This window comes from Pseudomonas sp. BP01, from assembly GCF_022760795.1.
GTDB lineage: Bacteria > Pseudomonadota > Gammaproteobacteria > Pseudomonadales > Pseudomonadaceae > Aquipseudomonas > Aquipseudomonas putida_Q.
The window spans coordinates 102664-125896 of the sequence record NZ_JAFBKA010000013.1 but is presented as its reverse complement, the minus strand read 5'-3'; the positions used below and the strand labels follow the sequence as shown (position 1 = coordinate 125896).

General features: G+C 63.4%; 20 protein-coding genes. 16 read left to right on the top strand and 4 right to left on the bottom strand.

The window, feature by feature from the left end:
* Positions 1-100: 100 nt before the first annotated feature.
* On the bottom strand, positions 101-886 hold the full coding sequence (locus JOY50_RS14000; RefSeq protein WP_132845827.1) for an enoyl-CoA hydratase: 786 nt from the start codon (positions 884-886) through the stop codon (positions 101-103).
* 149 nt (positions 887-1035) lie between these two features.
* Between JOY50_RS14000 and JOY50_RS13995 the strand changes: the two genes are divergently transcribed.
* From JOY50_RS13995 to JOY50_RS13950, 10 genes are all read left to right on the top strand, one after another.
* On the top strand, positions 1036-1821 hold the full coding sequence (locus tag JOY50_RS13995) for an SDR family oxidoreductase (RefSeq protein ID WP_132845739.1): 786 nt from the start codon (positions 1036-1038) through the stop codon (positions 1819-1821).
* 56 nt (positions 1822-1877) lie between these two features.
* The gene (locus JOY50_RS13990; protein WP_132845737.1) at positions 1878-2855 is read left to right on the top strand and encodes a bifunctional MaoC family dehydratase N-terminal/OB-fold nucleic acid binding domain-containing protein; all 978 of its coding nucleotides are present in this window, start codon (positions 1878-1880) and stop codon (positions 2853-2855) included.
* 8 nt (positions 2856-2863) lie between these two features.
* Complete coding sequence (locus tag JOY50_RS13985) at positions 2864-3997, top strand: acyl-CoA dehydrogenase family protein (protein WP_243055427.1); 1134 nt, start codon at positions 2864-2866, stop codon at positions 3995-3997.
* A complete protein-coding gene (locus JOY50_RS13980; RefSeq protein WP_016499783.1) occupies positions 3969-4388 on the top strand; it encodes a MaoC family dehydratase in 420 nt (139 codons plus the stop codon). The genes JOY50_RS13985 and JOY50_RS13980 overlap by 29 nt, the downstream gene beginning before the upstream one ends.
* 19 nt (positions 4389-4407) lie before the next feature.
* A complete protein-coding gene (locus JOY50_RS13975) occupies positions 4408-5586 on the top strand; it encodes a lipid-transfer protein (RefSeq protein WP_028612915.1) in 1179 nt (392 codons plus the stop codon).
* Between the two features lie 10 nt (positions 5587-5596).
* Positions 5597-6766 (top strand): acyl-CoA dehydrogenase family protein, encoded by a 1170-nt coding sequence (locus tag JOY50_RS13970; protein WP_016486829.1) that lies wholly within the window; start codon positions 5597-5599, stop codon positions 6764-6766.
* A 54-nt stretch (positions 6767-6820) separates the two neighbouring features.
* Positions 6821-8008 carry an acyl-CoA dehydrogenase family protein gene (locus JOY50_RS13965; protein WP_243055426.1) on the top strand — a complete coding sequence of 396 codons (1188 nt, stop codon included), beginning with the start codon at positions 6821-6823 and terminating at the stop codon, positions 8006-8008.
* A gap of 13 nt (positions 8009-8021) precedes the next feature.
* Positions 8022-9176 carry an acyl-CoA dehydrogenase family protein gene (locus tag JOY50_RS13960; RefSeq protein ID WP_243055425.1) on the top strand — a complete coding sequence of 385 codons (1155 nt, stop codon included), beginning with the start codon at positions 8022-8024 and terminating at the stop codon, positions 9174-9176.
* Positions 9177-9180: 4 nt separating this feature from the next.
* Positions 9181-10869 carry a class I adenylate-forming enzyme family protein gene (locus JOY50_RS13955; RefSeq protein WP_243055424.1) on the top strand — a complete coding sequence of 563 codons (1689 nt, stop codon included), beginning with the start codon at positions 9181-9183 and terminating at the stop codon, positions 10867-10869.
* 89 nt (positions 10870-10958) lie between these two features.
* A complete protein-coding gene (locus JOY50_RS13950) occupies positions 10959-12341 on the top strand; it encodes a DUF1329 domain-containing protein (protein ID WP_243055423.1) in 1383 nt (460 codons plus the stop codon).
* A 48-nt stretch (positions 12342-12389) separates the two neighbouring features.
* On the opposite strand, the gene JOY50_RS13945 is transcribed toward JOY50_RS13950, so the two are convergent.
* From JOY50_RS13945 to JOY50_RS13935, 3 genes are all read right to left on the bottom strand, one after another.
* Positions 12390-14519 carry an FAD-dependent oxidoreductase gene (locus JOY50_RS13945; protein WP_243055422.1) on the bottom strand — a complete coding sequence of 710 codons (2130 nt, stop codon included), beginning with the start codon at positions 14517-14519 and terminating at the stop codon, positions 12390-12392.
* An 82-nt stretch (positions 14520-14601) separates the two neighbouring features.
* Entirely contained in the window at positions 14602-15432 is an 831-nt protein-coding gene (locus tag JOY50_RS13940) for an alpha/beta fold hydrolase (protein ID WP_016486835.1), read from the bottom strand.
* Positions 15433-15449: 17 nt separating this feature from the next.
* Entirely contained in the window at positions 15450-16784 is a 1335-nt protein-coding gene (locus JOY50_RS13935; protein ID WP_132845721.1) for an MFS transporter, read from the bottom strand.
* 227 nt (positions 16785-17011) lie between these two features.
* Here JOY50_RS13935 and JOY50_RS13930 point away from each other — a divergent pair, with 227 nt between their 5' ends.
* Genes JOY50_RS13930 through JOY50_RS13905 form a run of 6 tightly spaced genes read left to right on the top strand, consistent with a single transcriptional unit; the run spans position 17012 to position 23224 of the window.
* Positions 17012-17746 (top strand): SDR family NAD(P)-dependent oxidoreductase, encoded by a 735-nt coding sequence (locus JOY50_RS13930; protein WP_028612907.1) that lies wholly within the window; start codon positions 17012-17014, stop codon positions 17744-17746.
* A 14-nt stretch (positions 17747-17760) separates the two neighbouring features.
* A complete protein-coding gene (locus JOY50_RS13925; RefSeq protein ID WP_138736418.1) occupies positions 17761-18534 on the top strand; it encodes an SDR family NAD(P)-dependent oxidoreductase in 774 nt (257 codons plus the stop codon).
* 5 nt (positions 18535-18539) lie between these two features.
* Positions 18540-19169 carry a nuclear transport factor 2 family protein gene (locus JOY50_RS13920; RefSeq protein WP_028612905.1) on the top strand — a complete coding sequence of 210 codons (630 nt, stop codon included), beginning with the start codon at positions 18540-18542 and terminating at the stop codon, positions 19167-19169.
* A gap of 9 nt (positions 19170-19178) precedes the next feature.
* Positions 19179-20252 carry an alkene reductase gene (locus JOY50_RS13915; RefSeq protein ID WP_243055421.1) on the top strand — a complete coding sequence of 358 codons (1074 nt, stop codon included), beginning with the start codon at positions 19179-19181 and terminating at the stop codon, positions 20250-20252.
* Positions 20253-20277: 25 nt separating this feature from the next.
* Positions 20278-22143, top strand: coding sequence for a long-chain-acyl-CoA synthetase (locus JOY50_RS13910; protein ID WP_132845712.1), 1866 nt, complete (start codon positions 20278-20280; stop codon positions 22141-22143).
* On the top strand, positions 22136-23224 hold the full coding sequence (locus JOY50_RS13905) for an MBL fold metallo-hydrolase (RefSeq protein ID WP_243055420.1): 1089 nt from the start codon (positions 22136-22138) through the stop codon (positions 23222-23224). Before JOY50_RS13910 ends, JOY50_RS13905 begins: the two co-directional genes overlap by 8 nt.
* Positions 23225-23233 lie beyond the last annotated feature (9 nt).

The window sequence follows — 23233 nt, the reverse complement described above, 5'->3', positions numbered from 1 at the left end:
GCAAGGTGCAGTGGTATCGCGTAGCGCCGCAGCAGCGAGGGGGCCCGAAGCTAATCGCAGGGCCCCTGGAGCGTTGCTTGGCGCTGGTCCGCCACCCCGATCAGTGCCCTTCAAACCGGGCAGGCCGCTTATCAATGAACGCCTGCATGCCTTCCTTCTGGTCACGTGAGGCAAACAACAATGCATTGGCCTTGCGCTCCAGCGCCAAACCCGCTTCCAGCGGCGCATCCATCCCCGCAAGAATTACCTCTTTGATCTGCTCGGCAGCCAGCGGCGGCATTGCCGCAACCATCTGCGCCAACTTCAAGCCGTGAGCGAGCACCTGATCGTCGGCCACCACCTCACTGACCAGCCCCGCAATCCAGGCCTCCTCAGCCGTGATCGGCTGACCAGTCAGCGCCATCCGCATCGCCTTGGCCTTGCCGACCGCCCTCACCAAACGCTGGGTGCCGCCAATCCCGGGCATGATCCCGATCTTGATCTCCGGCTGGCAGAAGCGTGCACTCTGCCCGGCAACAATGATATCGGCGAGCATCGCCAGCTCGCAGCCACCGCCATAGGCGTAACCGCATACCGCCGCGATCACAGGTTTGGGACAGTGCTGGATCGGCGCCCAGACCCGCTCGGTGTGGCGCTGATAGATATCAATGGGACCCACCCCGGCCAGGCTGTTGATATCGCCCCCGGCGGCGAACACCTTGTCGCCGCCGGTCAGCAGAATGCAGCGCACATCAGGATTGCTGCCCAGCTCGCTGAAGTAGTGCGACAGCAGTGCCTGCAGCTCCAGGCTCAGGGCATTGGTGGCGTGCGGGCGGTTGAGCCGCACCAGGGCGACACCTGGGGCCGGGTACTCCAGCAGCACCGGCGCGGTAAGTGAATCGGACATGATCAACCTCTGGCAGTAGGCACCGCAGAGCGGGCGCCATTGCGCGGATTGTTGCCAGCGCGGCGCCACGCTTCATCGTCCGTTCAGACGACGTGGTGGAGCGGTTTTGCCCCTAGAGTGGCCCTCAACACAAGCATGAGGAGCGTGCCATGAGTGGTCACTCGGGGCTGGATTACAACGGCAAGGTGGTACTGGTCACCGGCGGAACCAAAGGCATTGGCGCTGGCATTGCCCGCAGCTTTCTGGCCGCCGGGGCCAAGGTGATCGTGTGTGGGCGCAACCTGCCCGAGCAATTGCCGAGCGTTGCTCAGGGCCAGGCGGACTTCATCGCCGCCGACGTGCGCGACCAGGCCTCCTTGCAAGGCCTGTTTGACAGCATCCGCAGCAAATACGGCCGCCTCGATGTGCTGGTCAACAACGCCGGCGGCAGCCCCTCGGCCGACGCAGCTAGCGCCTCGCCGCGTTTTCATGAGGGGATTATCCGCCTCAACCTGATTGCACCGCTCAATGTCGCCCAGCAAGCCAACCTGCTGATGCAGGCCCAGGCCGACGGCGGTTGCATCGTGTTTATTGGCAGCATCAGCGGCCTGCGTGCCTCGCCAGGCACAGCAGCGTACGGCGCAGCCAAGGCCGGGGTGTTGGCCCTGGTGCAGTCGCTGGCAGCGGAATGGGCGCCAAAGGTGCGGGTGGTGGCGATAAGCCCAGGCCTGGTGCGCACCGAGCTTGCCCATCTGCACTATGGCGACGAGCAAGGTATCGCTGCGGTCAGCGCCGGTATCCCGGCCGGGCGCATGGCGGTGCCCGAGGACATCGGCAACGCCTGCCTCTATATCGCTTCACCGCTGGCCACTTACGCCAGCGGTTGCAACCTGTTGCTGCATGGCGGTGGTGAACGCCCGGCTTATCTCGGTGCGGCGCAGGCTACCCCGCACTGATCGACCCACGTCGGCGTTGCGTTGCGGGCGCCGCTTTGAACACGCAGGAGACGAACTTGGCTGATCCAGAATTGCTATCCAAAGTGCGCGCCCTGGTTGGGCGCCAATACGGTCGTGTGAACGCCTGGGACGACGTCAATGCGCCAATGATTCGCCAGTGGTGCGAAGTCATCGGCCTTGAAAACCCGCTCTACACCGACCCCGTGGCAGCTGCCAACAGCAGCAATGACGGCATCATCGCGCCGCCACCCATGCTGCAGATCTGGTGCATGGAAGGCTTTCACATCAATAACTACGCACCAGGCTCGACCACCGAAAACCCCTATGAAGTGCTCGGTGTGATCGAAAGCTATGGCTACCCGTCGGTGGTGGCGGTGAATTCTGAGCTGACCTTCGAGCGCAACCTGCGCCTGGGCGAAAAGCTCTACTACACCACGCGCCTGGACTCGGTCGGCGAGGAAAAGACCACCGGCCTTGGCACTGGCTTTTTTGTCACCCTGGTCATGAGCTACTTCTCGCAGCAGGCCACGGGCGACGAAAAGGTCGGCGAGCTGTTGTTCCGGGTGTTCAAGTTCCGCCCGGCCAACGCGCACAAGGTCCAGGCGCAGCCCCAGGCCGTGGCCGAGCAGGCGCAGGCGAAGCGTCCGGCGCCCGGTGTCAGCGACGACACACGGTTTTTCTGGGACGGCTGCAAGGAAGGCAAGCTGTTGATCCAGCGGTGTACGCAGTGCAGCACCTTGCGCCATCCGCCGGCACCGGTGTGCATCGAGTGCCATTGCTTCGACTGGGATACCCAGCAGGCCAGCGGCAAGGGCCGGTTGTACTCCTTCGTGGTGATGCACTACCCGCAGGTGGCACCGTTCGATCACCCCAACCCGATCGGTCTGATCGAACTGGACGAGGGCGTACGCCTGATCGCCGGCCTGGTTGGCGTCAAACGTGAAGACATCAGCATTGGCCAGCGTGTGGAGGTCGAGTTTCAGACCTTCGATGACGACCTGGCGCTGCCGATGTTCCGTCCAGCGGCAGAGTAGGGGGTACCATGGATTTTGAACTCAGCGAAGACCAGCGGGCCATTGCCGAAATGGCGAGCAGCCTGATGAGCGACTACTGCACCGACGAGCGCCTGCGGGACTGGGACCTCTGCGGGCAACCCTATATGCAAGACCTGTGGCACAGCTGCGTCCAAACCGGCCTGCATGCCCTGGCCATCCCCGAAGCTGCTGGTGGCAGCGGGCTGGGCATGACCGAGCTGGTGCAGATCCTCGATGCTCAGGGCGGTGCCCTGGCGCAAGTGCCGTTGTGGCGTCACCAATTGGCCGCGACCGCCCTCGCCGAGTTCGGCGACAAGGCCCTGGCACCGTGGGTGGAACAGGCTGTGGCGGGCTCAGGCTTGCTGACCCTGAGTCTCGATGGCCTGAACACGGTGCGCGGCATCGAGCTCGAGGCCAGCGCCGAAGAGGGCGGGTGGCGCCTCGATGGCCGGGTTGCGGCGCTCGCCTTGGCCGAGCAGTCGGTGGCAGCGCTGGTACTGGCCCGGGTGATGGGGCAGCCCCGGCTGGTCCTGGTGGACCTCAGCCAGTCGGCCATTAGCCGTGTAGCGGGCGTCATGACCCACGGCGAAGCCATTGCCGACCTGGACTTGCGCGGCGTCAACCTGAGCAATCAGCAAGTGCTGCCCGCCGCGGCCCTGGATTGGCTGGCACCGCGTGCAGTTGCCTCCCTGGCGGCCTTGCAGTTGGGCGTCAGCGCCGAGCAGGTGCACCGCACCGTGGCCTACGTCAGTGAGCGTCAACAGTTCGGCCGCTGCATCGGCAGTTTCCAGGCGGTGCAAATGAGCATGGCCGACACCCATGTGCACCTGGAGGTGTTGCGCAGTGCCCTGTGGCAATTGTGCTACCGCCTCGACGCCGGTCTGCCGGCCCCTTCGCAAGCCTTGGCCACCGCGTACCTGGCGTGCGAAGCCGGGCACCGCATCGGCCACACCGCACAGCATGTGCATGGCGGCATCGGGGTCGACCTGACGTATCCGATCCATCGCTTTCTCTATTGGAGCCGCGCCCTGAGCAGCGCATTGGGAGGGTCGTCGATGATCCTGGAGCGTCTGGGCGACTGGTTGAGCGATAACACTACCTTGGGATGGAAATATGACCTCGATGAACACCAAGCGCTTTGAAGACGTGCGCCCTGGCGAGCAACTGCCCGAGCTGACGATCCCGATCACGGTTGGCCTGATTGCCGGTGGGGCGATAGCCACACGCGACTACTTTCCCGGTCACCATGACCTGGACGCGGCGCGCGAGCTGGGTTCGCCCCATATCTTCATGAACATCCTGACCACCAACGGCCTGGTGCAACGCTTCATCGAACAGTGGAGCGGCCCGCAGGTGCAGTTCCGTACGCTGAAAATCAAACTGGGCGCGCCGAACTACCCCGGCGACAGCATGACCTTCAGCGGCGAAGTGACCCATCAGGATGCCGCTACGCGCAGCCTGGAAGTGACGCTCAAGGGCAAAAATTCCATGGGCAATCACGTGACCGGCACGGTCGCGCTGGTTCTGCCTTGATCCGCGGGAGACAACACAGATGACGAATTCGTCGATTTCCGGGCGCGCCGCCATTGCAGGGCTGGGCGCAACCGAGTTTTCCAAGAATTCCGGGCGCACCGAACTGCGCCTGGCCATGGAAGCGACCCTGGCAGCGCTCGAGGACGCCGGCATTGACCCTGGCGAAGTCGAGGGTTTCAGTTCCTATTCGGTGGATAAGGTACCGGAGTACGAAATTGCCCGCCTGCTGGGCTGCAAGGACGTCAAGTTCTTCTCCCAGGTGCCCCACGGTGGCGGCGCCGCCTGCGGGCCGGTGATGCACGCGGCGATGGCGGTGGCCACCGGGGTGGCCAAGGTGGTGGTGGTCTATCGGGCGATGAACGAACGCTCCTGGTACCGCTTCGGTACCGGCAGCTATGGCTTTGCCTCGACGCCGACCTTCGAGAACGTCAACTACGGCTGGTACATGCCGCACGGCTTTCACACCCCGGCGGCCTGGGTCGGCATGTTTGCCCAACGTTACATGCACACCTACGGTGCTACCTCCGAGGACTTCGGCCGGGTGGCGGTGGCAGTGCGCGATTTTGCCGCCACCAACCCCCAGGCATTTTTCTACGGCAAGCCCATCACCCTTGAAGAACACCAGGCCTCGCGCTGGATCTGCGAGCCGTTGCACCTGCTGGACTGTTGCCAGGAGTCCGATGGCGCGGTGGCCATGGTGATCACCTCGGCCGAGCGGGCCAGAGACCTCAAGCAAAAGCCCGTGATCATCAAGGCCGGCTCCCAAGGCATCAGCGCCGGGCAACAAGTGATGACCTCCTACTACCGCGACGACATCACCGGGCTGCCGGAAATGGGTGTGGTCGCCAAAGCGCTTTACAGCCAGTCGGGCTTGGGCCCGGAGGCGTTGCAGACTGCCGTGATCTACGACCACTTCACGCCATTCGTACTGCCGCAACTGGAAGAATTCGGCTTTGCAAGGCGCGGTGAAGCCAAGGAATTCATCCGTGCCGGGCACCACGCCCGTGGCGGCAAACTGCCAATCAACACTCACGGCGGGCAGTTGGGCGAAGCCTACATCCACGGCATGAACGGCATCGCCGAAGCGGTGCGCCAGGTTCGGGGTACGGCCGCCAACCAGGTGGACAGTGTCGAAAACGTGTTGGTGACCGCCGGAACCGGCGTGCCTACCAGCGGCCTGATTCTCGGCGCGGTATAAGGAGCGTCCCATGTTCGTCGATCTCACCCCCGAACAGCATGCCCTGAGGCTGAAGGTCCGGGACTATTTCCAGAACCTGATGACCCCCGAGCTTCGCCAGCAGATGCGTGGCACCGAAGGCGGCGAGCTGTTTCGCCGCACCATCGCCCAGATCGGCCGTGACGGCTGGCTGGCGGTTGGCTGGCCGAAGGCCTATGGCGGCCAGGGCTACGCGGCCACCGAGCAATTGATCTTCTTCGAAGAAGCCAACATTGCTGGCGCACCGCTGCCGTTCGTGACCATCAGCACGGTTGGCCCGGCCCTCATGGCCCACGGCTCGGCGCTGCAAAAAGAAAAATTCCTGCCCGGTATCGCCGCCGGCGAGATCAACTTTGCCATCGGCTACTCCGAAGCCAGTGCCGGCAGCGACCTGGCCGTGTTGAAAACCACCGCGCGCGAAGACGCCGACGGCTTCTTGGTCAACGGCAGCAAACTGTGGACCTCGGGCGCCGACTCGGCCGACTACATCTGGCTGGCGGCACGTACTGATCCGGAGCAGGCGCGGCACAAGGGCATCTCGATCCTGATTCTCGATACCCAGGCCGAAGGTTTCTCCAGTACGCTGATTCCGACCTCCGGAAACCCCACGGCCGCCACGTATTACGATAACGTGCGGGTGCCGAGGGATATGCTGGTGGGCGAACTGCACGGTGGCTGGAAACTCATCACCGCACAGCTCAACCACGAGCGCCTGGGCCTGGGGGCCTGGTCAGACAAGGTCGTCAGCCTGTTCAGCCGCGTCTACCTGTGGGCTCGGTGTGCTGATGAGCAGGGCCAGCGTGCTACCGACCATGCCTGGGTGCGGCGCGATCTGGCCGAGTGTTATGCCCGGCTCGAAGCCATGCGCCTGATCAACTTCCGTATTGCCGCCGACCTTGAGCGGGACCGCGTCGACGTCGCGCTGGCCTCGACCACCAAGGTCTACGGCTCGGAATCGGCGATCGAGATCCTGCGCAAGCTGTCGGCCATCGTCGGTGCCAGCGGCCTGACGCGGGCGGGTTCTGCGGCGGCTTATCTGCTCGGCGAGCTGGAGTATGAAGTGCGCGCCTCGGTGAACCTGACCTTCGGCGGTGGTACCAATGAAATCCAGCGCGAGTTGATTGCCCAGTTCGGCCTGGGCATGCCGCGCACGCAACGCTGAGTCACCGTTGTACCCTTGAAGCGAATAACAATAACGTCCCTTTCAGGTGAACGAATGAGCGCAATCGAGCAGTTCAGGCAAGCGACGCGCCAATGGCTGGAGGCCAATTGCCCGCCATCGCTGCGCACGCCCACCCCCGACGGCGAAATCGTCTGGGGTGGCCGTCAAGTAGACTTTCCCAGCGAAGACGCCCGGCTCTGGTTCGAGCGTATGCGTGACAAAGGCTGGTTCTGCCCGCAATGGCCCAGCGAATATGGCGGTGGCGGGTTGAGCGCCGAGTACAACGCGGTGCTGGAAAGCGAGCTGCGCCGGCTAAAGTGTCGGCCGGCGCAGATCAACCTGGGCATCTGGATGCTCGGGCCGGTGCTGCTGGAGTTCGGTAGCGAAGCGCAGAAACAGGCGCTGCTGCCACCGATGTGTCGCGGCGAAGTGCGCTGGTGCCAGGGCTTCTCCGAGCCCAATGCCGGTTCCGACCTTGCCAGCCTGAAAACCTCGGCGGTGGTCGATGGCGATGACTTCGTGATCAACGGCACCAAGATCTGGACCTCCTATGGAGACAAGTCCGACTGGATGTACGCCCTGGTGCGCACTGATCCGAAGGCGCCCAAGCATCAGGGGATCAGCCTGATCGTGCTGGACATGAAAAGCCCTGGGGTGAGTGTTTCACCGATTGACCTGATCAGCGGCAAATCGGCTTTTTGCCAAGTGTTCTTCGATAACGTGCGCGTTCCGCAAAGCCAGTTGATCGGGCCGCTCAACGGTGGCTGGAACCTGGGCAAGAGCCTGCTGCAGCATGAGCGCAAGGCCATGTCCAAGTTCGGCGAGTTCAGCCTGCCCACGCACTTTCACCTGCTGCCGTTGATCGAACGCTATCTACCCGACAGCCAGGCGCCTGCCGACCACGCCCTGCGTGCTCGGGCCCAGGCGTGCGCGATGAATGAACATGCCTACAACCTCACCGTGCAGCGCATGGGCGAGGAGGCCCGGGCTGGGCTGGATATCAGCGCGATCATGGCCATCATGAAACTGGTGCATACCGAGCAGGAGCGCGACAAGTTCGAGATTCTCCTCGATGCCCTTGGCTACCGCGCGCTGGGCGTTGAAGGCGAGCCGTTCAGCAGCCAGGAACTGGCGATTACCCGTGGCTGGCTCAACAGCTATGCCCTGACCATTTCCGGCGGTTCGTCGGAGGTGCAGTTGAATGTCATCGCCAAGCGGGTCTTGAACCTGCCCAGCGCTTGAGGGGAGTTTGAACATGAGTCTGGTGTATAGCGAAGAGCAACGCCTGTTGGCCGACAGCGCCCGCGAATTCCTCGCGGCGCGCAGCCCGGTGGCGGCGCAGCGGCGCCTGCGCGACGAGGCAAGCGTGCCAGGGTATGACCCGCAGCTGTGGCAAGAAGCCGTGGGCCTGGGCTGGAGTGGCATTCCATTTCCCGAGGCGTTGGGCGGACTTGAATTCGGCTGCATGGGCCTGGGGCCGATTTTCGAGGCCATGGGCAGAAACCTCTCGGCTTCACCCTTGTTGTCCAGTGTGGTACTCGGTGGCTCGCTGATCCATCTGGCTGGCGGCGCTGCGCAACAGGACCAGTGGCTGACGGCGGTGATCAGTGGCGAGCGGCGCCTGGCTCTGGCACTGGATGAAAAGCCGCGCCATGCCCCTGAGCACACGGCACTGACGGCGACGGCCGAGGCTGGTGGTTATCGTCTGGATGGCGAGAAATTCTTCGTCATCGATGGCCTGGGCGCCGATGCCTACCTGGTTGCGGCGCGCACCAGTGGCCGCGCGGGTGAGAAGCAGGGCATCAGTGTATTCCTGATCCCGGCGAACACCCCGGGCTTGCAGGTCAGCGCGTTGACGCTGATCGACTCGCGCAATTGCGCGCGGCTGCGTCTGAGTGCCGTGCAAGTGGGCAGCGAAGCATTGCTCGGTACGCTCGGTGGGGCTTGGTCGGTGCTGGACGAGGCGCTGGACCGGGGACGTGCTTGCCTGGCCGCCGAGTTGCTCGGCGCTGCCGAGCAACTGTTTGCCATGACCCTGGAATACCTCAAGACCCGCGTGCAGTTCGATGTCCCCATCGGTTCGTTCCAGGCCCTGCAACATCGGGCCGCGCGCTTGCATGTGGAGTTGCAGCTGGCCCGCAGCGCGGTGATGGCGGCATTGGCCGCACTCGATGACAACGCGTTGAGCGCGGCCGAGCGCGGGCGGCTGGTGAGCCTGGGCAAATGGAAGGCCGGCGAGGTGGCCGCCCAGGTCAGCAATGAGGCGGTACAGATGCACGGTGGCATCGGTGTCACCGATGAGCTGGACGTCGGCCTTTACCTCAAGCGGGTTCGCGTGGCCCAGGCGTGCCTGGGTGACAGTGACTTCCAGTGCGCGCGCTACGCCGCTTTTGCGTCTTTGGAGAACTAAGAACATGAAGTTGGAACAGTGGCGCAACGCCTGGCAGCAATTGATTGGCCCTGGTTCGCCGTTCGAGGTGGTGTCTTCGCCCAACGACGGCCTGCGGTATTTTCGCCATGCACCTGCGAACTTGCTCGAAGCCATCGATGCAGGCCGTGCGCACGGTGAGCGGGAGTTTCTGGTGTGGGAGCAGCAACGGCTGACGTTCGCCGGGTTTTTCGATCAGGTCGACCGCCTGGCTGCGCAACTGGCGCAGCGCTTCGGGGTAAAGCAGGGTGATCGAGTGGCCATTGCCATGCGCAATCAGCCTGCCTGGCTGGTGGCCTTTGTCGCGGTGCAGCGTTGTGGCGCGGTGTGCGTGCCGTTGAACAGCTGGGGCCTGCGTGACGAATTGTTCCATGGCCTGCAAGACAGCGGTGCGCAGGTGCTGGTCTGTGACGAACAACGCCTGCAACTGCTGACCAGCGACCTGCTCGCACAGCGACTGGTCAGCATTGTGGTTGGCATGCCGGCGGGGCAAGCATTAGCGGCCAACTGCCAGCGTTTCGAAGCGCTGATCCAGGGGCCGCTGCTGGCGCTGCCGGCCATCGAGATCAATCCGGCTGACCCGGCGCTTATCCTCTATACCTCTGGCACCACCAGCCGGGCCAAGGGCGTGCTGTCCAGCCATCGGGCCATTTGCCAGGCACTGGCAGCGCTGGAGTTCCAGTCGGCGTTCTGCGCCGTGAGTTCGCCCGAGCGGATCCAGGCGGTAATCGCCAGCGGCCTGGCGCCGACCAACCTGATGGCGGTGCCGCTGTTCCATGTCAGTGGCCTGCACGCGCAGTTTTTGCTGGGGCTGCGCAGCGGCCGGCGCTTGTTGCTGATGTATAAATGGGACGTGGACAAAGCCTTCGACCTGATTCGCGACGAGCGCTGTACCCAGTTTAATGGCGCACCGGTGATGATGCAGCAATTGCTTGGCTCGCCGCGGTTTGCCAGCACCGACAGCGACAGCCTGTACGGCCTCGGCCTGGGCGGGGCGGTGGCTTCCAGCCGGCTGCTGGCGCACATCAGCAAGCGCAAGCCCCATGCGATTGGCGGCAGTGGCTATGGCTTGACCGAAAGCAACGGCATCGGTGCCGCGGTGGGCGGCGATCAGTTCGTCTACAAGCCCGACTCGGTGGGCTGGCCGCTGCCGATCGTAGATGTATGCATCGGCCCAGACCCGTACTCACCGCTACCCGCGGGGCGCAGCGGTTTGATCTGGCTACGTTCGCCGACCCTGATGAACGCTTACTGGCGGTTGCCTGAAGCCAGTGCCGAGACCTTGCGCGACGGTTGGCTCGACACCGGTGATATTGGCCATCTGGACGACGAGGGCTTTCTGTACATCACCGACCGTGCCAAGGACCTGATCAACCGGGCGGGCGAGAAGATATCCGCCAGTGAAGTGGAGTCGTGTATCTGCGAAATGCCTGGGGTGACCGAGGCGGCCGCCTTTGCCCTGGACGATGAGGAACTGGGCGAGCGCCTGGCCCTGGTGTTGCGCAGCGACCTGCAGCCAGCGCCTACCCACGAGCAGGTGTGCGCCTTTATCGGCCAGCGCCTGGCGGCCTACAAGGTGCCAGCCGAGGTACACCTGCGCCGCGATCCGCTGCCGCGTAATGCGTCGGGCAAAGTGATCAAGGCGCAACTGAAGGAATCATTGGTCGGCGCCTGACTGATTAGTCTTTCCGGACGATGTACTCCCCCGCAGATCAGGAACAATGGAGGTACCCCAGTAGTCCTGGTCTGCGAAGGAGCCAACCGATGAAAATAACAACAAAAGGCGTGATGTTCGTAGCTGCAGTGGCCGCCAATGTCGGCCTGCAAGGCAACGCACTTGCGCAAGTGTCGCCTGAAGAGGCTGCCAAACTCGGCAAGGAACTGACCTGTGTCGGTGCCGAGAAAGCCGGTAATGCCGAGGGCACCATTCCGCCCTACACCGGCAAGTACCTTGGCGAAGTGCCGGGCTGGAACCATGTGAAGTTTTCCGGCGGTCAACCGGTCGATCCCTACGCCAACGAGAAGCCCATCCTGGTGATCACCGCGCAGAACATGGGCCAGTACGAGAGCCATTTGACCGAAGGCCAGAAGGCCCTGCTCAAGCGCTATCCCACCACCTACAAAATGAACATCTACCCGGGCCATCGGGACTTCCGTTACCCGGACTATGTCTGTGAGCGGGCGATGAAGAACGCCTTGAGCGCCAAGCTGGTCGACGACGGCATGGGCATCGAGGGGATTGGACAAGTCCCGTTCCCGATTCCGAAAAACGGCATGGAGCTGCTGTGGAACCACCAGTTGCCGGCACGGGCCTACACCGAAGAAAAGGTCAGCGACCTGGCTTCGGTGTTGCCAAACGGCAGCATCGGCTGGGGCCGCGCCTATGCGCGCAACCTTTCTCAAGCCAACTCACCGACCGTCGAGCCAAAAACCGAAGGCCAGATACAGGCCATGAGCTGGAACACCACCTTGAAGCCAGTGCGCGACAACGGTGTGGTGAGTATTTCGCAAGAGCCCTATAACTTCCTCGCCAACCCTCGCCAGGCCTGGAGCTACAGCCCGTCCACCCGGCGTGTGCGGCAACTGCCGGGCTACGGGTACGATCAGCCGATGATCGGCACCAACGGCACCATGACGGTTGACGAAGACCGTCTTTACAACGGTTCGCCCGAGCGCTTCAACTGGACGCTGGTCGGCAAGCGCGAAGTCTACGTGCCGGCCAACGCCTTCAAACCCAATACCGGTGACATCAAGTACGCCGACATGCTTACCCCCAACCACCCCAACCCCGATTACATGCGCTACGAGCTGCGCCGTGTGTGGGTGCTTGAGGCCAAGCTGAAAGAAGGCTACCGCCATGTATACGGCAAGCGTGTGCTGTTTATTGACGAAGACACCTGGAACGCGGTGGTTTCGGACAACTATGACAGCCGTGGTGCGTTGTGGAAGCACGCGATGATCAACTACTACTACCACCCGGACATGAGCGCCTGGCAGGCCGGTTCGCAGTTCTTCATGGACCTGAACTCGGGCCAGTACACCGGCTACGCCATGACCAACGAATCGAAGAAAGGACCGATTCTCAACGAAGCCAAATTCACCCCGGACATGTACACCGCCGATGCGGCGAGGGCGATGGGGCGGTAACGACAAAGCCAAAAAAACCCCAGGTAGAACCTGGGGTTTTTTTTGGCTTCAGGCTTCTCGCCCAGCGCGATTGCCGGCGGCGATGGCGCCTTCGATGTAACCCAGGCTCTGACAGTCACCAATGCTGACGACCTTCAACCCGGCACTGCTCAGTGCATCGCTCAGGCGGGTATCAGGCGTCGCACCACTGGCCAGCACCACTGAATCACCGCGCACCTCGGCAGCTTCACCTTCGGCTGTCTGATAGCGCACGCGGTTACCGTCGATGGCGGTAACGCTCACCCCGGTCAGCAGCTGCCCACCGTGCACACGGATGCCATGCAGCACCCGCCAACGCCGTACAATCGCCAATTCCCGGCCCAGGTGGCCGCTGCTTTCCAGCACACACACCTGACGACCACGTGCAATCAGGAACTCTGCCAGCTCCAGCCCCACCAGCCCACCGCCGACAATGATCACGCGTTTGCCCAGGGGCATCCACACGCGTGACAGCTTTTGCATGGCTTCGGTGCTGTCGGTGACGCCGATCAGGTTGCCGGCCTTCATCAGGGTGCGTTGCGTCAGCGACAGCTTGCGCCGGGCGATCTCTTCGGCACGGTCGCCGGTCATCAGCCGGCGCAGTTCATCACCACTCCAGACATGATCCTGCTCGGCACCTGGGATGCCCGGTGCGGCGCGCTGTGCGCCGGTGGCAACAATCACTTGATCGACGCCCAGGTCGCGCAGCAAGGCTGCATCCACCGTACTGCCCATGCGTACATCGATGGGCAGTTGCCGCACCTGGTACAGCAGGTTGTCGAGCAGGCGTCCGTTTTCGGGGTAGGCGAGGGCAGCAAAGAACAGGGTGCCGCCCAGGCGGTCACTGCGCTCGAGCAGCGTCACGCGATGGCCGCGCAATGCCGCCACGCGCGCGGCTTCCAGGCCCGCCGGGCCACCGCCGATCACCGCCACATGTTGCGCGGCTGCAACCGGCGCGATGATGCGCTCGCTTTCATGGCCGGTTTGCGGGTTGACCGCGCATTTGACCCGCTCGTTGATAAAGATCTGGCTGACACATACATAGCAGTAAATGCACGGTCGAATCGCCTGCAGCTCACCAGCCTGCAGCTTGTTGGGCAATTGTGGGTCGGCCAGCAACTTGCGGCCCATGGCGATGAAATCACACTGGCCGGCGGCAATCGCGGCGTCGCCGGTTTCTGGTTCGATACGCCCGACGGCAATCACCGGAATGCTTACGCATTGCTTGATGGCCGCTGTCCATTCGAGAAAAGCCCCGGGCTTTTGCACCAGCGGCGCTTCGGTAAAGGCCACGCCGCTACTGGTCATGGCGTAGGCCGAGACACTGACTGCATCGGCGCCGGCGCCCTCAGCCAGGCGAGCAACCGCCTTGGCATCGTCGAGGGTGATGCCACCGGGGGTGAGCAGTTCTTCTGCATCCAGCCGCAGCCAGACGCCAAAGCCGGTGCCAACCCGCGCGCGTATGGCGGCCAGGACCTCAAGCAGCAAGCGCGCACGGTTTTCCACTGTGCCACCGTATGCGTCTTCACGGCGGTTGTAATACGGCGATAAAAAGCCGGCGATGATGTAGTTGTGCGCGGCATGGATTTCCACACCGTCGAACCCGGCGCGCTGTGCACGCTCGGCAGCGGCTGCGAACCACTCGACCATCTGTGCGATGTCGTCCTGGTCCATCACCCGCATCTCAACCCCGCCTTTGCGACCGCGTACGGCGCTGACAAAGGAGGCGAGCTCTTCCGGGATCAAGGCCTGCATCATGTCGGAGGTACTTGCCGGGGGCAACGACGGCACCCACAGCGGCCGGCCCGCAGCCATGTCCCGTATGGCGTTCTTGCCGGCGTGCTGCAACTGCATGGCGATCTTTGCGCCGTGCCTGTGCACGCGTTCAGCCAGTTGCGCAAGGCCCGCGATGAACTCATCAGAAGAGACACCGACCTGGTACGGCTCGGCGGTACCGGCGGGGAAGGCGACGGCGCACACGCCCATGATCAACAGCCCGGCACCGCCTTCGGCACGTGCTTCGTAGTAGGCCTGGATACGTTCGCCACAGTGCCCGTCGGCTTCGGCGAAGTTGGAGCCCATGGGCGCCATGATGATGCGATTACGCAGTTGAAGGGGGCCGATGCGGCCAGGCGCAAGCAAGTGGGAGAGTTTTGTCATTGTTATGTCAGCCCTTGGTAGAAGCCAGTCGATACGACAGCGGCCAGGTTGCTGCTGTCGCAAGGTACGTTGCGTACGACGACTAGGCTTGGCGCAGGAACTCGAGGCAGGAACGGTTGAACAACTCACGGTGCTCCACCTGAACCCAATGTCCACAGCGATTGAGCAGAATAAAGCGGGCGTCAGGGGCGTTGTCGAGCACTTTCATCGCGCCACCGACCGGGTTGAAGTTGTCGTTGGTGCCCCAGAACCCCAGAATCGGTACGCGCAGCTCCTCCAGGCGCTCGGTCATGTTCGGCACCATCATGGTCGAGAACAGGCAGTGCGGCTGGTATTTGGCCACGGCAACGCGTTCGGCCAGCAGGCTGTCGGGCAGTTGCGAGGCATCGAACAGCTGCAGGCTCATGATCTGGCGCATTTTGTCGATGTCGAGCGGGCCTGCATTGAACAGCTCGACCATGCGCTGAATACCGATCTTCTTGAAGTAGGTTTCGCGCTCTTCGACACCGCCCGGGGCCATGAGGATCAGCTTGTCAAGCAATTGCGGTTCGGCCAGCCCCAGGCCAATGGCGATGGCGCCACCCAGGGAGTTGCCGAGTAGCGTGCAACGTTGTACTTCAAGGGCCTTGAGCAAGCCGGACACGGCGTTGACGAAGAAATCCAGGTTGTACTGGACGTTGTCGGGCTTGTCCGAACGGCCGAAGCCGGGCAGGTCGATCACCAGGTTACGAAAGCCGGCCGCAACGAAGTCGGGGTAGTTGCCCTTGAAGTTGCTGTAGCCACTGGCGCCCGGGCCACTGCCATGCAACCACACCACGACGGGGCCGCTGCCTTCGTCGAGGTAATGCAGGCGCAGGCCGTTGTCGAGGGTGACGAAGTGGCCGATAGGCAACGGTAGGTCTTGTTCTGACATCTTCGAATCTCCATTGATCAGGCAGTTACGGCATTTTCAGGGGTGGCAGTCGGTGCAGCCGATCGCTGCAATTGGGCGCGGTAGCGGGGCAGGGCCATGCCCAGGAATACGGTCGAGAGCATCAGCATCGAAATGGAGGCGGCCAGCGCATAGCGCAGTGCCTCGGTGCCGAGGGCCGGGGTGAACAGATCGCTGAGTACCCCGATCAGCAGCGGGCCAACGCCGACACCCAGCAGGGTCATGGCCATGACGAAGATTGAAGTTGCCTGGGCCAGGCGCGCAGCCGGGAACAAATGCGTGACGGCACCCAGGCAAGGGGTCGCCCACCAGGTACCAAAGAAGGCAAAACCTGCATAGAAGAGAAACGCGGTCGGTACCGGGGTGCTACCCAGGTGGAACAGAATGCCGGTTGGCCAGAGGAAGTACGCCAACGCGAACGGGATACTGACCAGCGTGGCAAGCAGCGGTACGCCGATCTGCCAGCCGGCATCACGGCGGGCCATGCGGTCGGAAATGATGCCGCAGGCCAAGGTGCCGAAGGTGGCACCGCTGCCGCCCACCACGCCGACCAGAAAGCCTGCATCCTGCAGGTTCAAACCGTGGGAGCGGATCAGGAAACTCGGGCTCCAGGTGCCAATCGCATAGCCGGCGATGGCGCTGGACGCGCCGGTCAGCACCAGCCAAAGGAACGATGGGGTCTCCATCAGCTTGGCCACGGTCTTTGCCCAGCCTTCCTGGACGACCTGGACCTTGGTCTGCACTTCGCTGGCAATTTTCGGCGCACGGACCGTAAGCCACAGCAGCAGCCCCAGCAGGATGCCCGGTACGCCAATGATCAGGAACGCCGAGCGCCAGCCGTAATGCTGGGCGATCCAGCCACCAAAACCGAGGCCGAATATTGCACCGAAGCTTGAGCCAAGCATCAGGATGGACAGCGCAGTGGAGCGATTTTTTGCTGGGTAAAGCTGCGAAATCATCGCCACCGAAGGCGCCGTGCCGCCCGCTTCACCAACGGCTACGCCGATCCGCGCCAACACCAGCAGCCAGAAGCTGGTGGCCAGGCCACAGGCCATGGTCATCACACTCCAGGCAATGCAGCAGGCGGCAATAACCGGTTTCGGCCCGATACGGTCGGAAAGCCGGCCCAGGGGGAAGCCGAACAGGGTATAGAACACCGCAAATGTCACCCCCGAAAGCAGACCGATGCCCGTGTCGGAAATGCCGAACTCCGCCTTGACCGGCTCGATCAGGATCGCCATCAACTGCCGGTCGATGTAGTTGAAGATGTAAATCACGGCCAGCACGAACAGTGCGTAGTGGCTACGCCAGGTAACGCGGTTGGAAGAGTTCACGACGGGTGCTCCCGGTTTTGTTCTAGTGAGCAGGAGCGTGGCGCCGATCACGCTCGGGCACATCGTCCATTCAGACCACTTGCTTGCGGCACAGCGGGCAAGCGCGGCTGCGTAGTCTTATCGGACGATGTTGCGGTTTTGTACAGGGTTAATGATTTGTCCCGTGCTCGATCATCCAGCGCGTTGTGCAGCTGATCGGGGAAGCCAAGGCTTGCGGGAGATCAACGATGAAGTTAGCGAACAAAGTGGCCCTGATCACGGGCGCCGGGCAAGGCATGGGGCGGGCGATTGCCCAGCGCTTTGCCGAGGCCGGCGCACGAGTGGTGGCGGCCGACATCAACCTGCAGGCTGCCGAGCAGACGATCGAAGGGCTCGGTGAGCACGCCCTGGCGCTGGCGTGCAACGTCGCCGACAGCGACTCGGTGGCGGCGGCGATGCACAGGCTGGAAGCCCGTTTCGGCGCCCTCGACATCCTGGTGAATAACGCCGGTGTCGGTTCAGTCGACAGCTTTGTCGACACCCCGGACGCGCATTGGCAGCGGGTCATTGGGGTCAACCTCACCGGCACCTTCCTGTGCAGCCGTGAAGCGGTGCGGCTGATGCAAAAGCACGCCATTCAGGGCGTGGTAATCAATATTTCCAGCACCGCTGCGATGACTGGCGAAGGCCCAAGCCATTACTGCGCAGCCAAAGCCGGCGTCATGGGGCTGACCCGCAGCATGGCGCGGGAGCTGGCCGCCAGCGGCATCCGCGTCAACACCTTGGTGCCCGGCCCGACCAACACCCCGATGATGGCCGACATCCCCGATGAGTGGCTGCAGGGCATGCTCAAGGCAATCCCCCTGGGCCGTATGGGCGAGGTCGATGAGATCGCCCGCGCCGCCGTGTTTCTGGCCAGTTCCGACGCCAGCTTCATCACCGGTCAGAACCTCGCCGTCAACGGCGGCATGGCCTTCATTTGAACCGGGAGCAGGCAATGAGCACACGACTTCAAGGCAAGATCGCCTTCATTACCGGCGCCAGCTCCGGGATTGGTGCCGCCACCGCCCGACGCTTTGCCCAGGAGGGCGCCACCGTGGTGCTCTGCGGGCGTAATCAGGCGCCATTGGAAGCTGTCGCCAGCACCATTCGCGAAGCAGGTGGCAAGGCCCATTGGCAGGTCGCCGATGTCAGCGACGAGCAAGCCTTCGTCCGCGCAATCGAGGCCGCAGCGCAGCAGCATGGCCGCCTGGACATCCTGGTCAACAACGCCATGGCCTACACCTGGGGTGCCATCGACAGCACCAGCACGGGCGACTGGCACGCCAACTTCCGCACCACCGTGGACGGCACGTTCTGGGGCACGCGCACGGCCATGGCGCTGATGAAAGCCCAAGGCGGCGGGGCCATCGTCAACATCGCCTCGATCTGCGGGTTGTTCGGTACGCCCTGGATGGCCGGCTACTCGGCAGCCAAGGCCGCGGTGATCAACTTCAGCCGCGCTGCAGCCAGCGAAGGGGCGGCCAACAGGATCCGCTGCAACGTGGTGGTCCCGGGCGTCATCGAAACCCCGGCAACCGCGGGCATGCTGGCCGACGCCAAGGCCCGTGGCAACACCGAGAAACTGATCCCGCTGCGCCGTATCGGCCAGGCGCAGGAGGTAGCCAACGCGATTTTGTTCCTGGCCAGCGACGAAGCGTCCTATATCACCGGCGCGTGTGTGCCGGTGGATGGCGGGCGCAGCTCGGAACTCTACACGGTGCTGGAGTGATGAGCATGGAACCGAACATGTTGTTGGCACGCATCGACCGGCTTGAGTCGATTGAGGAAATTCGTCAATTGGCGGCCAAGTACTCGCTGTCGCTGGACATGCGCGACCTCGATGCCCACGTCAATCTGTTTGCCGAAGACATCCGGGTTGGCCGCGAAAAGACCGGCCGCGCGCACCTGAAAGCATGGGTCGATGCCACCTTGCGCGATCAGTTCAGCGGCACCTCGCATCACCTGGGCCAGCACATCATCGAACTGCTTGACGCCGACAATGCCGTTGGCGTGGTGTATTCCAAGAACGAGCATGAGACCGGCCCCGAGTGGGTGACCATGCAAATGCTTTATTGGGATGACTACCAGCGCATCGATGGCCGTTGGTACTTCCGTCGCCGCCTGCCGTGCTACTGGTACGCCAGCGACCTCAACAAGCCGCCGATCGGCGAGCGAAAGATGCGCTGGCCAGGGCGTGAACCCTATGCCGGCAGCTTCCACGACCTGTTCCCGTCGTGGGCCGAGTTCTGGGCGCAGCGCCCGGACAAGGACCAACTGCCCGATGTCGCCCCGGCCGCGCCCCTGGAACACTTTCTAGCCACCCTGCGACGCGGTGCTGCGGCACCGAAGATTCGTGTGCGCTGAGGAATCGCGATGAGCATTTTGTTTGAGCCCCTGCGCCTGGGCGAGCTGGAGCTGAGTAACCGCATTGTCATGGCGCCGATGACCCGCAGCCGCGCCACCGCGCAGGCGGTGCCGACGGCTGAAATGGTCGACTACTACCGCCAGCGCGCCAGTGCCGGGCTGATCATTGCCGAAGGCACCGCGCCGTCCGCCGACGGACTGGGCTATTGCCGCACGCCGGCCATTTACGACAGCGCGCAGATCGAGGGTTGGCGCCAGATCACGCGGGCGGTGAGGAATGCCGGCGGGCGCATGGTGTTGCAGTTGATGCACGTGGGCCGCGCCGCCAGTTGGCAAAACAAACCGGTGGGGGCACGGACCGTCGCCCCCTCGGCGATACGTGCCCGCACCCAGGTGTTCTGCGACGGGGCTGGCCTGGTCGATACCGATGAGCCTCAGGCGTTGAGCCTGGAGGACATTGACCGCGTGATCGAGCAATACCGGCGCGCGGCCCTGAACGCCCGCGAAGCCGGCTTCGAAGGGGTCGAGCTGCATTGCACCAGTGGTTACCTGCCGATGCAGTTCATGGCGTCCGGCAGCAACCAGCGCAGTGATGGCTATGGCGGCGCGGTAGCCAACCGCGTGCGGTTTCCGGCCCAGGTGCTGGCCGCGATGGCAGCTGCAATCGGCTCGGGGCGTGTGGGTTTCCGCCTGTGCCCGGGTAACCCTTACAACGACATCAGCGATGCCGACCCGGCCGCCACTGCACAAGCCTTGTGTGAGCAGGTCGAGCCGCTTGGCCTGGCTTACCTGCACATCATGCGTTCGCCGCTGGCCGCACTGGATGCCTTTGCCTTGGCCCGCAGCCATAGCAGCAGCGGGTTGATCCTCAATGACGGTTTCGACGGGCCTTCGGCCGCAGCGGCAATAGAAGCCGGGCAGGGCGCCGCAGTGTCGTTTGCCCGCCACTTTATCGGCAACCCGGACCTGGTCGAACGCCTGCGCGCCGGCCTGCCGCTGGCCGGCTTCGACCGCAAGACACTTTATACGAAAGGCTCGTCTGGCTATTCGGACTATCCGACCCACGCCCAGGCGACTGCATGAACAGCCGGTTTTATCGGAGGTAGGGATGAACAATTTCAATAACAACGCAAGCCTGCTGTCCAGTGTTGATCGCGGGGTTGTGCCACGCGAACAAACCCAGGCCATCCTTGATCGCCGGGCCGAAGCCGCCGCGCGGATCAAACCTGCGGATCGCTATACCCTGGCTGATCGCCTCGAAGAACAGGCGCAACGCCACGGCGAGCGGCCTTTCGTGATTTATGGCGATCAGCGCTTGAGCTACGCCCAGGTCAACGCGCGGGCCGACCAGCTGGCCCACGTTTTCCATGCCCGAGGCCTGCGCCCCGGTGATGTCTGCGCGCTGGCCATGGAGAACCGCCCGGCGTTTTTCTGCTGCTGGTTTGGCCTGGTCAAGCTCGGTGTCGTGGTGGGCTTCGTCAATACCCAGGTCAGTGGCCGGCCGCTGGTGCACGCGCTGGAGGCCATCGAGGCCAAGGCGATGCTCGTCGGCGAAGAGGTGCTGGGCCATGTTATGGCAACCGAAGGCCTGCCGCCGCTGCCGCTGTGGCTGGTCGAAGATGCCGAGCAAAGGTGGGCCGGGACAATGCCTGCACAGGTTGACACCGGCCTGGCCGAAGCATTGGCCGATGCCCCGTGCACGCCATTCCCGCGTGACCTGCGTGCCGACCTGCGCGCCGAGTCGCCGAGCCTGCTGATCTTTACCTCGGGCACCACCGGTTTGCCGAAAGCCGCGCGTTACAGCCACATGCGCTGGATGTCGACGGGGGACATCATGGAAGTCACCCTGCAGACCACGCCCGGCGACGTGTTTTATTGCTGCCTGCCGCTGTACCACGGTGCCGCGGCCACTTCAGTGACGTCAACCGCGCTGAAAACAGGCGCGGCGATCGTGGTCCGGCGCAAGTTCAGTGTCCGCGAATTCTGGAAAGACGTGCGTGAGCACCGCATCAGCGTGTTCCAGTACATCGGCGAGATCTGCCGCTACCTGCTCAACCAGCCCGAGGCGGCCGGCGAACGCGACCATGGCCTGCGCTGCATGCTCGGCGCCGGGTTGACGCGTGAAACCTGGCAGAACTGGGTGCAGCGTTTTGGGCCTATCCAGGTGTTCGAGGGCTGGGGCTCCACCGAGTCCAATACCAATGTGGTCAACGTCGACAACTATGTGGGCGCCTGCGGTCGTGTGCCGTTCTGGGACAAGAGCAACCTGCGCCTGGTGCGCTATGACGTTGAAACCGACAGCCACCCACGCGACGAGCAGGGCTTTTACCAGCTTTGCGAAGTGGGTGAAGTGGGTGAAGCCCTGGGCTTGATCATCGACCACCCGCAGATCGGCGGCGGCCGCTTCGAGGGTTACACCTCGGCCGAGGCAACCAACAGCAAGATCCGCCGCAATGTCTTGCGCCCAGGGGATGCCTATTGGAGTTCGGGCGACCTGCTGCGTTATGACGAAGACGGCTACCTGTACTTCATCGACCGCATCGGTGACACCTTCCGCTGGAAAAGCGAGAACGTCTCTACCCTGGAGGTGGCAGCTGCGCTGGGCGATTTTGCCGGGCTCGAGCTGATCAACATCTACGGCGTGCAGGTGCCCGGACAAGAGGGCCGCGCCGGCATGGCGGCGGTACTGATGCAGCCAGGGGAGCCTTTTGACCCTGAAGCGTTCTACGCGCTGACCGAGGCGCGTTTGCCACGCTATGCGGCGCCTGTATTCGTGCGGGTGTCGGCGGCGGCCGACCTGACCAGCACCTTCAAACTGCGCAAGGTCGACCTGCAGCGCCAGGGCTACGCGCCGAAGGCGTTCAGCGACCCGCTGTTCATCCGTGACGAAAGCAGCCGCAGCTATGTGCCGTACAGCACCCACGTGCTGGGGCGCATTGGCCTGGCCGCTTTTGCGGGTGACGTCAGTGAGTAGCCTGGATGCCCAGGGGCACGAATGGCGTGCAGGCCTGCGCTTCCCCTGGCCGCAGCCACCGGCCAATGGCGAGGTTCAGCAGGTCGCCGAAGGGCTGTTGTGGCTGCGCATGCCGCTGCCGTTCGGGCTTGACCACATCAACCTGTACCTGCTGCGCCACGGCGAGGGCTGGGTGGCGGTCGATACCGGGCTCAACAACACGCAGACCCGCGACATCTGGGAAGTGCTGTTTGCCACGGTATTGGGTGGTTTGCCGCTGGTGGCGGTGATCTGCACACACTTTCACTCGGACCATGTCGGGGTGCTCGGCTGGTTGACCGAGCGCTTCCGCTGCCCGGTGTTCATGAGCGCCAGTGAATATCAGGCGCTGCACCAGCTGCGCGCGCCAGGTGACACCGGCACTAGCTGGGCGTTCTACCAGCATTACCAGCGCGCAGGCTTCAACCAGGAGCAGACCGCAGCATTGTTCCCGTTGCTGGGCTCCGCGCACTTTCGGCCAGAGGTACCCACCAGCTTCCGGCGCCTGAGTGAAGGCACCCAACTGATGATTGGCGGGCGCCGTTGGCAGGTCCTGATCGGCCGCGGCCATTCGCCGGAACATGCCTGCCTGTACTGCGCCGAGGACGGCCTGTTGATTTCCGGTGACCAGGTGCTGCCGCGCATCACCTCCAGTGTCTGCGTGCAGGTCACCGAGCCCGATGCCGACCCATTGCGCGACTGGCTGGATTCGGTGGAGCGCTTGCGGGAGGTTCCCGACAGCGTGCTGGTGCTGCCGGCGCATGAACGGCCGTTTTACAACCTGCATCTGCGCCTTGATCAACTGCGCGCACACCACCAGAGGCACTTGCAGCAACTGTTGGCCACCTGCACCGCGCCGCGCAGTGCCGTGGAGCTGATGGCCGAGCTGTTTCCGAAGGTGAAGGGGCGCTTCGATGAATTGATGGCAATTGGCGAGACCCTGGCGCATGTCAATTACCTGATTGCGCAAGGGCTACTGGTGCGTGAAGAAACAGCCGGCGTGTTCCGTTACGGGCGCACGCCCGAGGGTGTCAACGTTCAGTCGGTGCTAGGGCAGCTGTGAGCGGGCTGA

What these genes read in the sequence shown, in the direction of transcription:
- JOY50_RS13960 (WP_243055425.1), top strand. Translation starts at nt 8,022, where the DNA reads ATGAGTCTGGTGTATAGCGAAGAGCAACGCCTGTTGGCCGACAGCGCC.
- JOY50_RS13955 (WP_243055424.1), top strand. Translation starts at nt 9,181, where the DNA reads ATGAAGTTGGAACAGTGGCGCAACGCCTGGCAGCAATTGATTGGCCCT.
- JOY50_RS13980 (WP_016499783.1), top strand. Translation starts at nt 3,969, where the DNA reads ATGACCTCGATGAACACCAAGCGCTTTGAAGACGTGCGCCCTGGCGAG.
- JOY50_RS13920 (WP_028612905.1), top strand. Translation starts at nt 18,540, where the DNA reads ATGGAACCGAACATGTTGTTGGCACGCATCGACCGGCTTGAGTCGATT.
- JOY50_RS13975 (WP_028612915.1), top strand. Translation starts at nt 4,408, where the DNA reads ATGACGAATTCGTCGATTTCCGGGCGCGCCGCCATTGCAGGGCTGGGC.
- JOY50_RS13950 (WP_243055423.1), top strand. Translation starts at nt 10,959, where the DNA reads ATGAAAATAACAACAAAAGGCGTGATGTTCGTAGCTGCAGTGGCCGCC.
- JOY50_RS13925 (WP_138736418.1), top strand. Translation starts at nt 17,761, where the DNA reads ATGAGCACACGACTTCAAGGCAAGATCGCCTTCATTACCGGCGCCAGC.
- JOY50_RS13940 (WP_016486835.1), bottom strand. Translation starts at nt 15,432, where the DNA reads ATGTCAGAACAAGACCTACCGTTGCCTATCGGCCACTTCGTCACCCTC.
- JOY50_RS13930 (WP_028612907.1), top strand. Translation starts at nt 17,012, where the DNA reads ATGAAGTTAGCGAACAAAGTGGCCCTGATCACGGGCGCCGGGCAAGGC.
- JOY50_RS14000 (WP_132845827.1), bottom strand. Translation starts at nt 886, where the DNA reads ATGTCCGATTCACTTACCGCGCCGGTGCTGCTGGAGTACCCGGCCCCA.
- JOY50_RS13910 (WP_132845712.1), top strand. Translation starts at nt 20,278, where the DNA reads ATGAACAATTTCAATAACAACGCAAGCCTGCTGTCCAGTGTTGATCGC.
- JOY50_RS13915 (WP_243055421.1), top strand. Translation starts at nt 19,179, where the DNA reads ATGAGCATTTTGTTTGAGCCCCTGCGCCTGGGCGAGCTGGAGCTGAGT.
- JOY50_RS13995 (WP_132845739.1), top strand. Translation starts at nt 1,036, where the DNA reads ATGAGTGGTCACTCGGGGCTGGATTACAACGGCAAGGTGGTACTGGTC.
- JOY50_RS13970 (WP_016486829.1), top strand. Translation starts at nt 5,597, where the DNA reads ATGTTCGTCGATCTCACCCCCGAACAGCATGCCCTGAGGCTGAAGGTC.
- JOY50_RS13945 (WP_243055422.1), bottom strand. Translation starts at nt 14,519, where the DNA reads ATGACAAAACTCTCCCACTTGCTTGCGCCTGGCCGCATCGGCCCCCTT.
- JOY50_RS13965 (WP_243055426.1), top strand. Translation starts at nt 6,821, where the DNA reads ATGAGCGCAATCGAGCAGTTCAGGCAAGCGACGCGCCAATGGCTGGAG.
- JOY50_RS13985 (WP_243055427.1), top strand. Translation starts at nt 2,864, where the DNA reads ATGGATTTTGAACTCAGCGAAGACCAGCGGGCCATTGCCGAAATGGCG.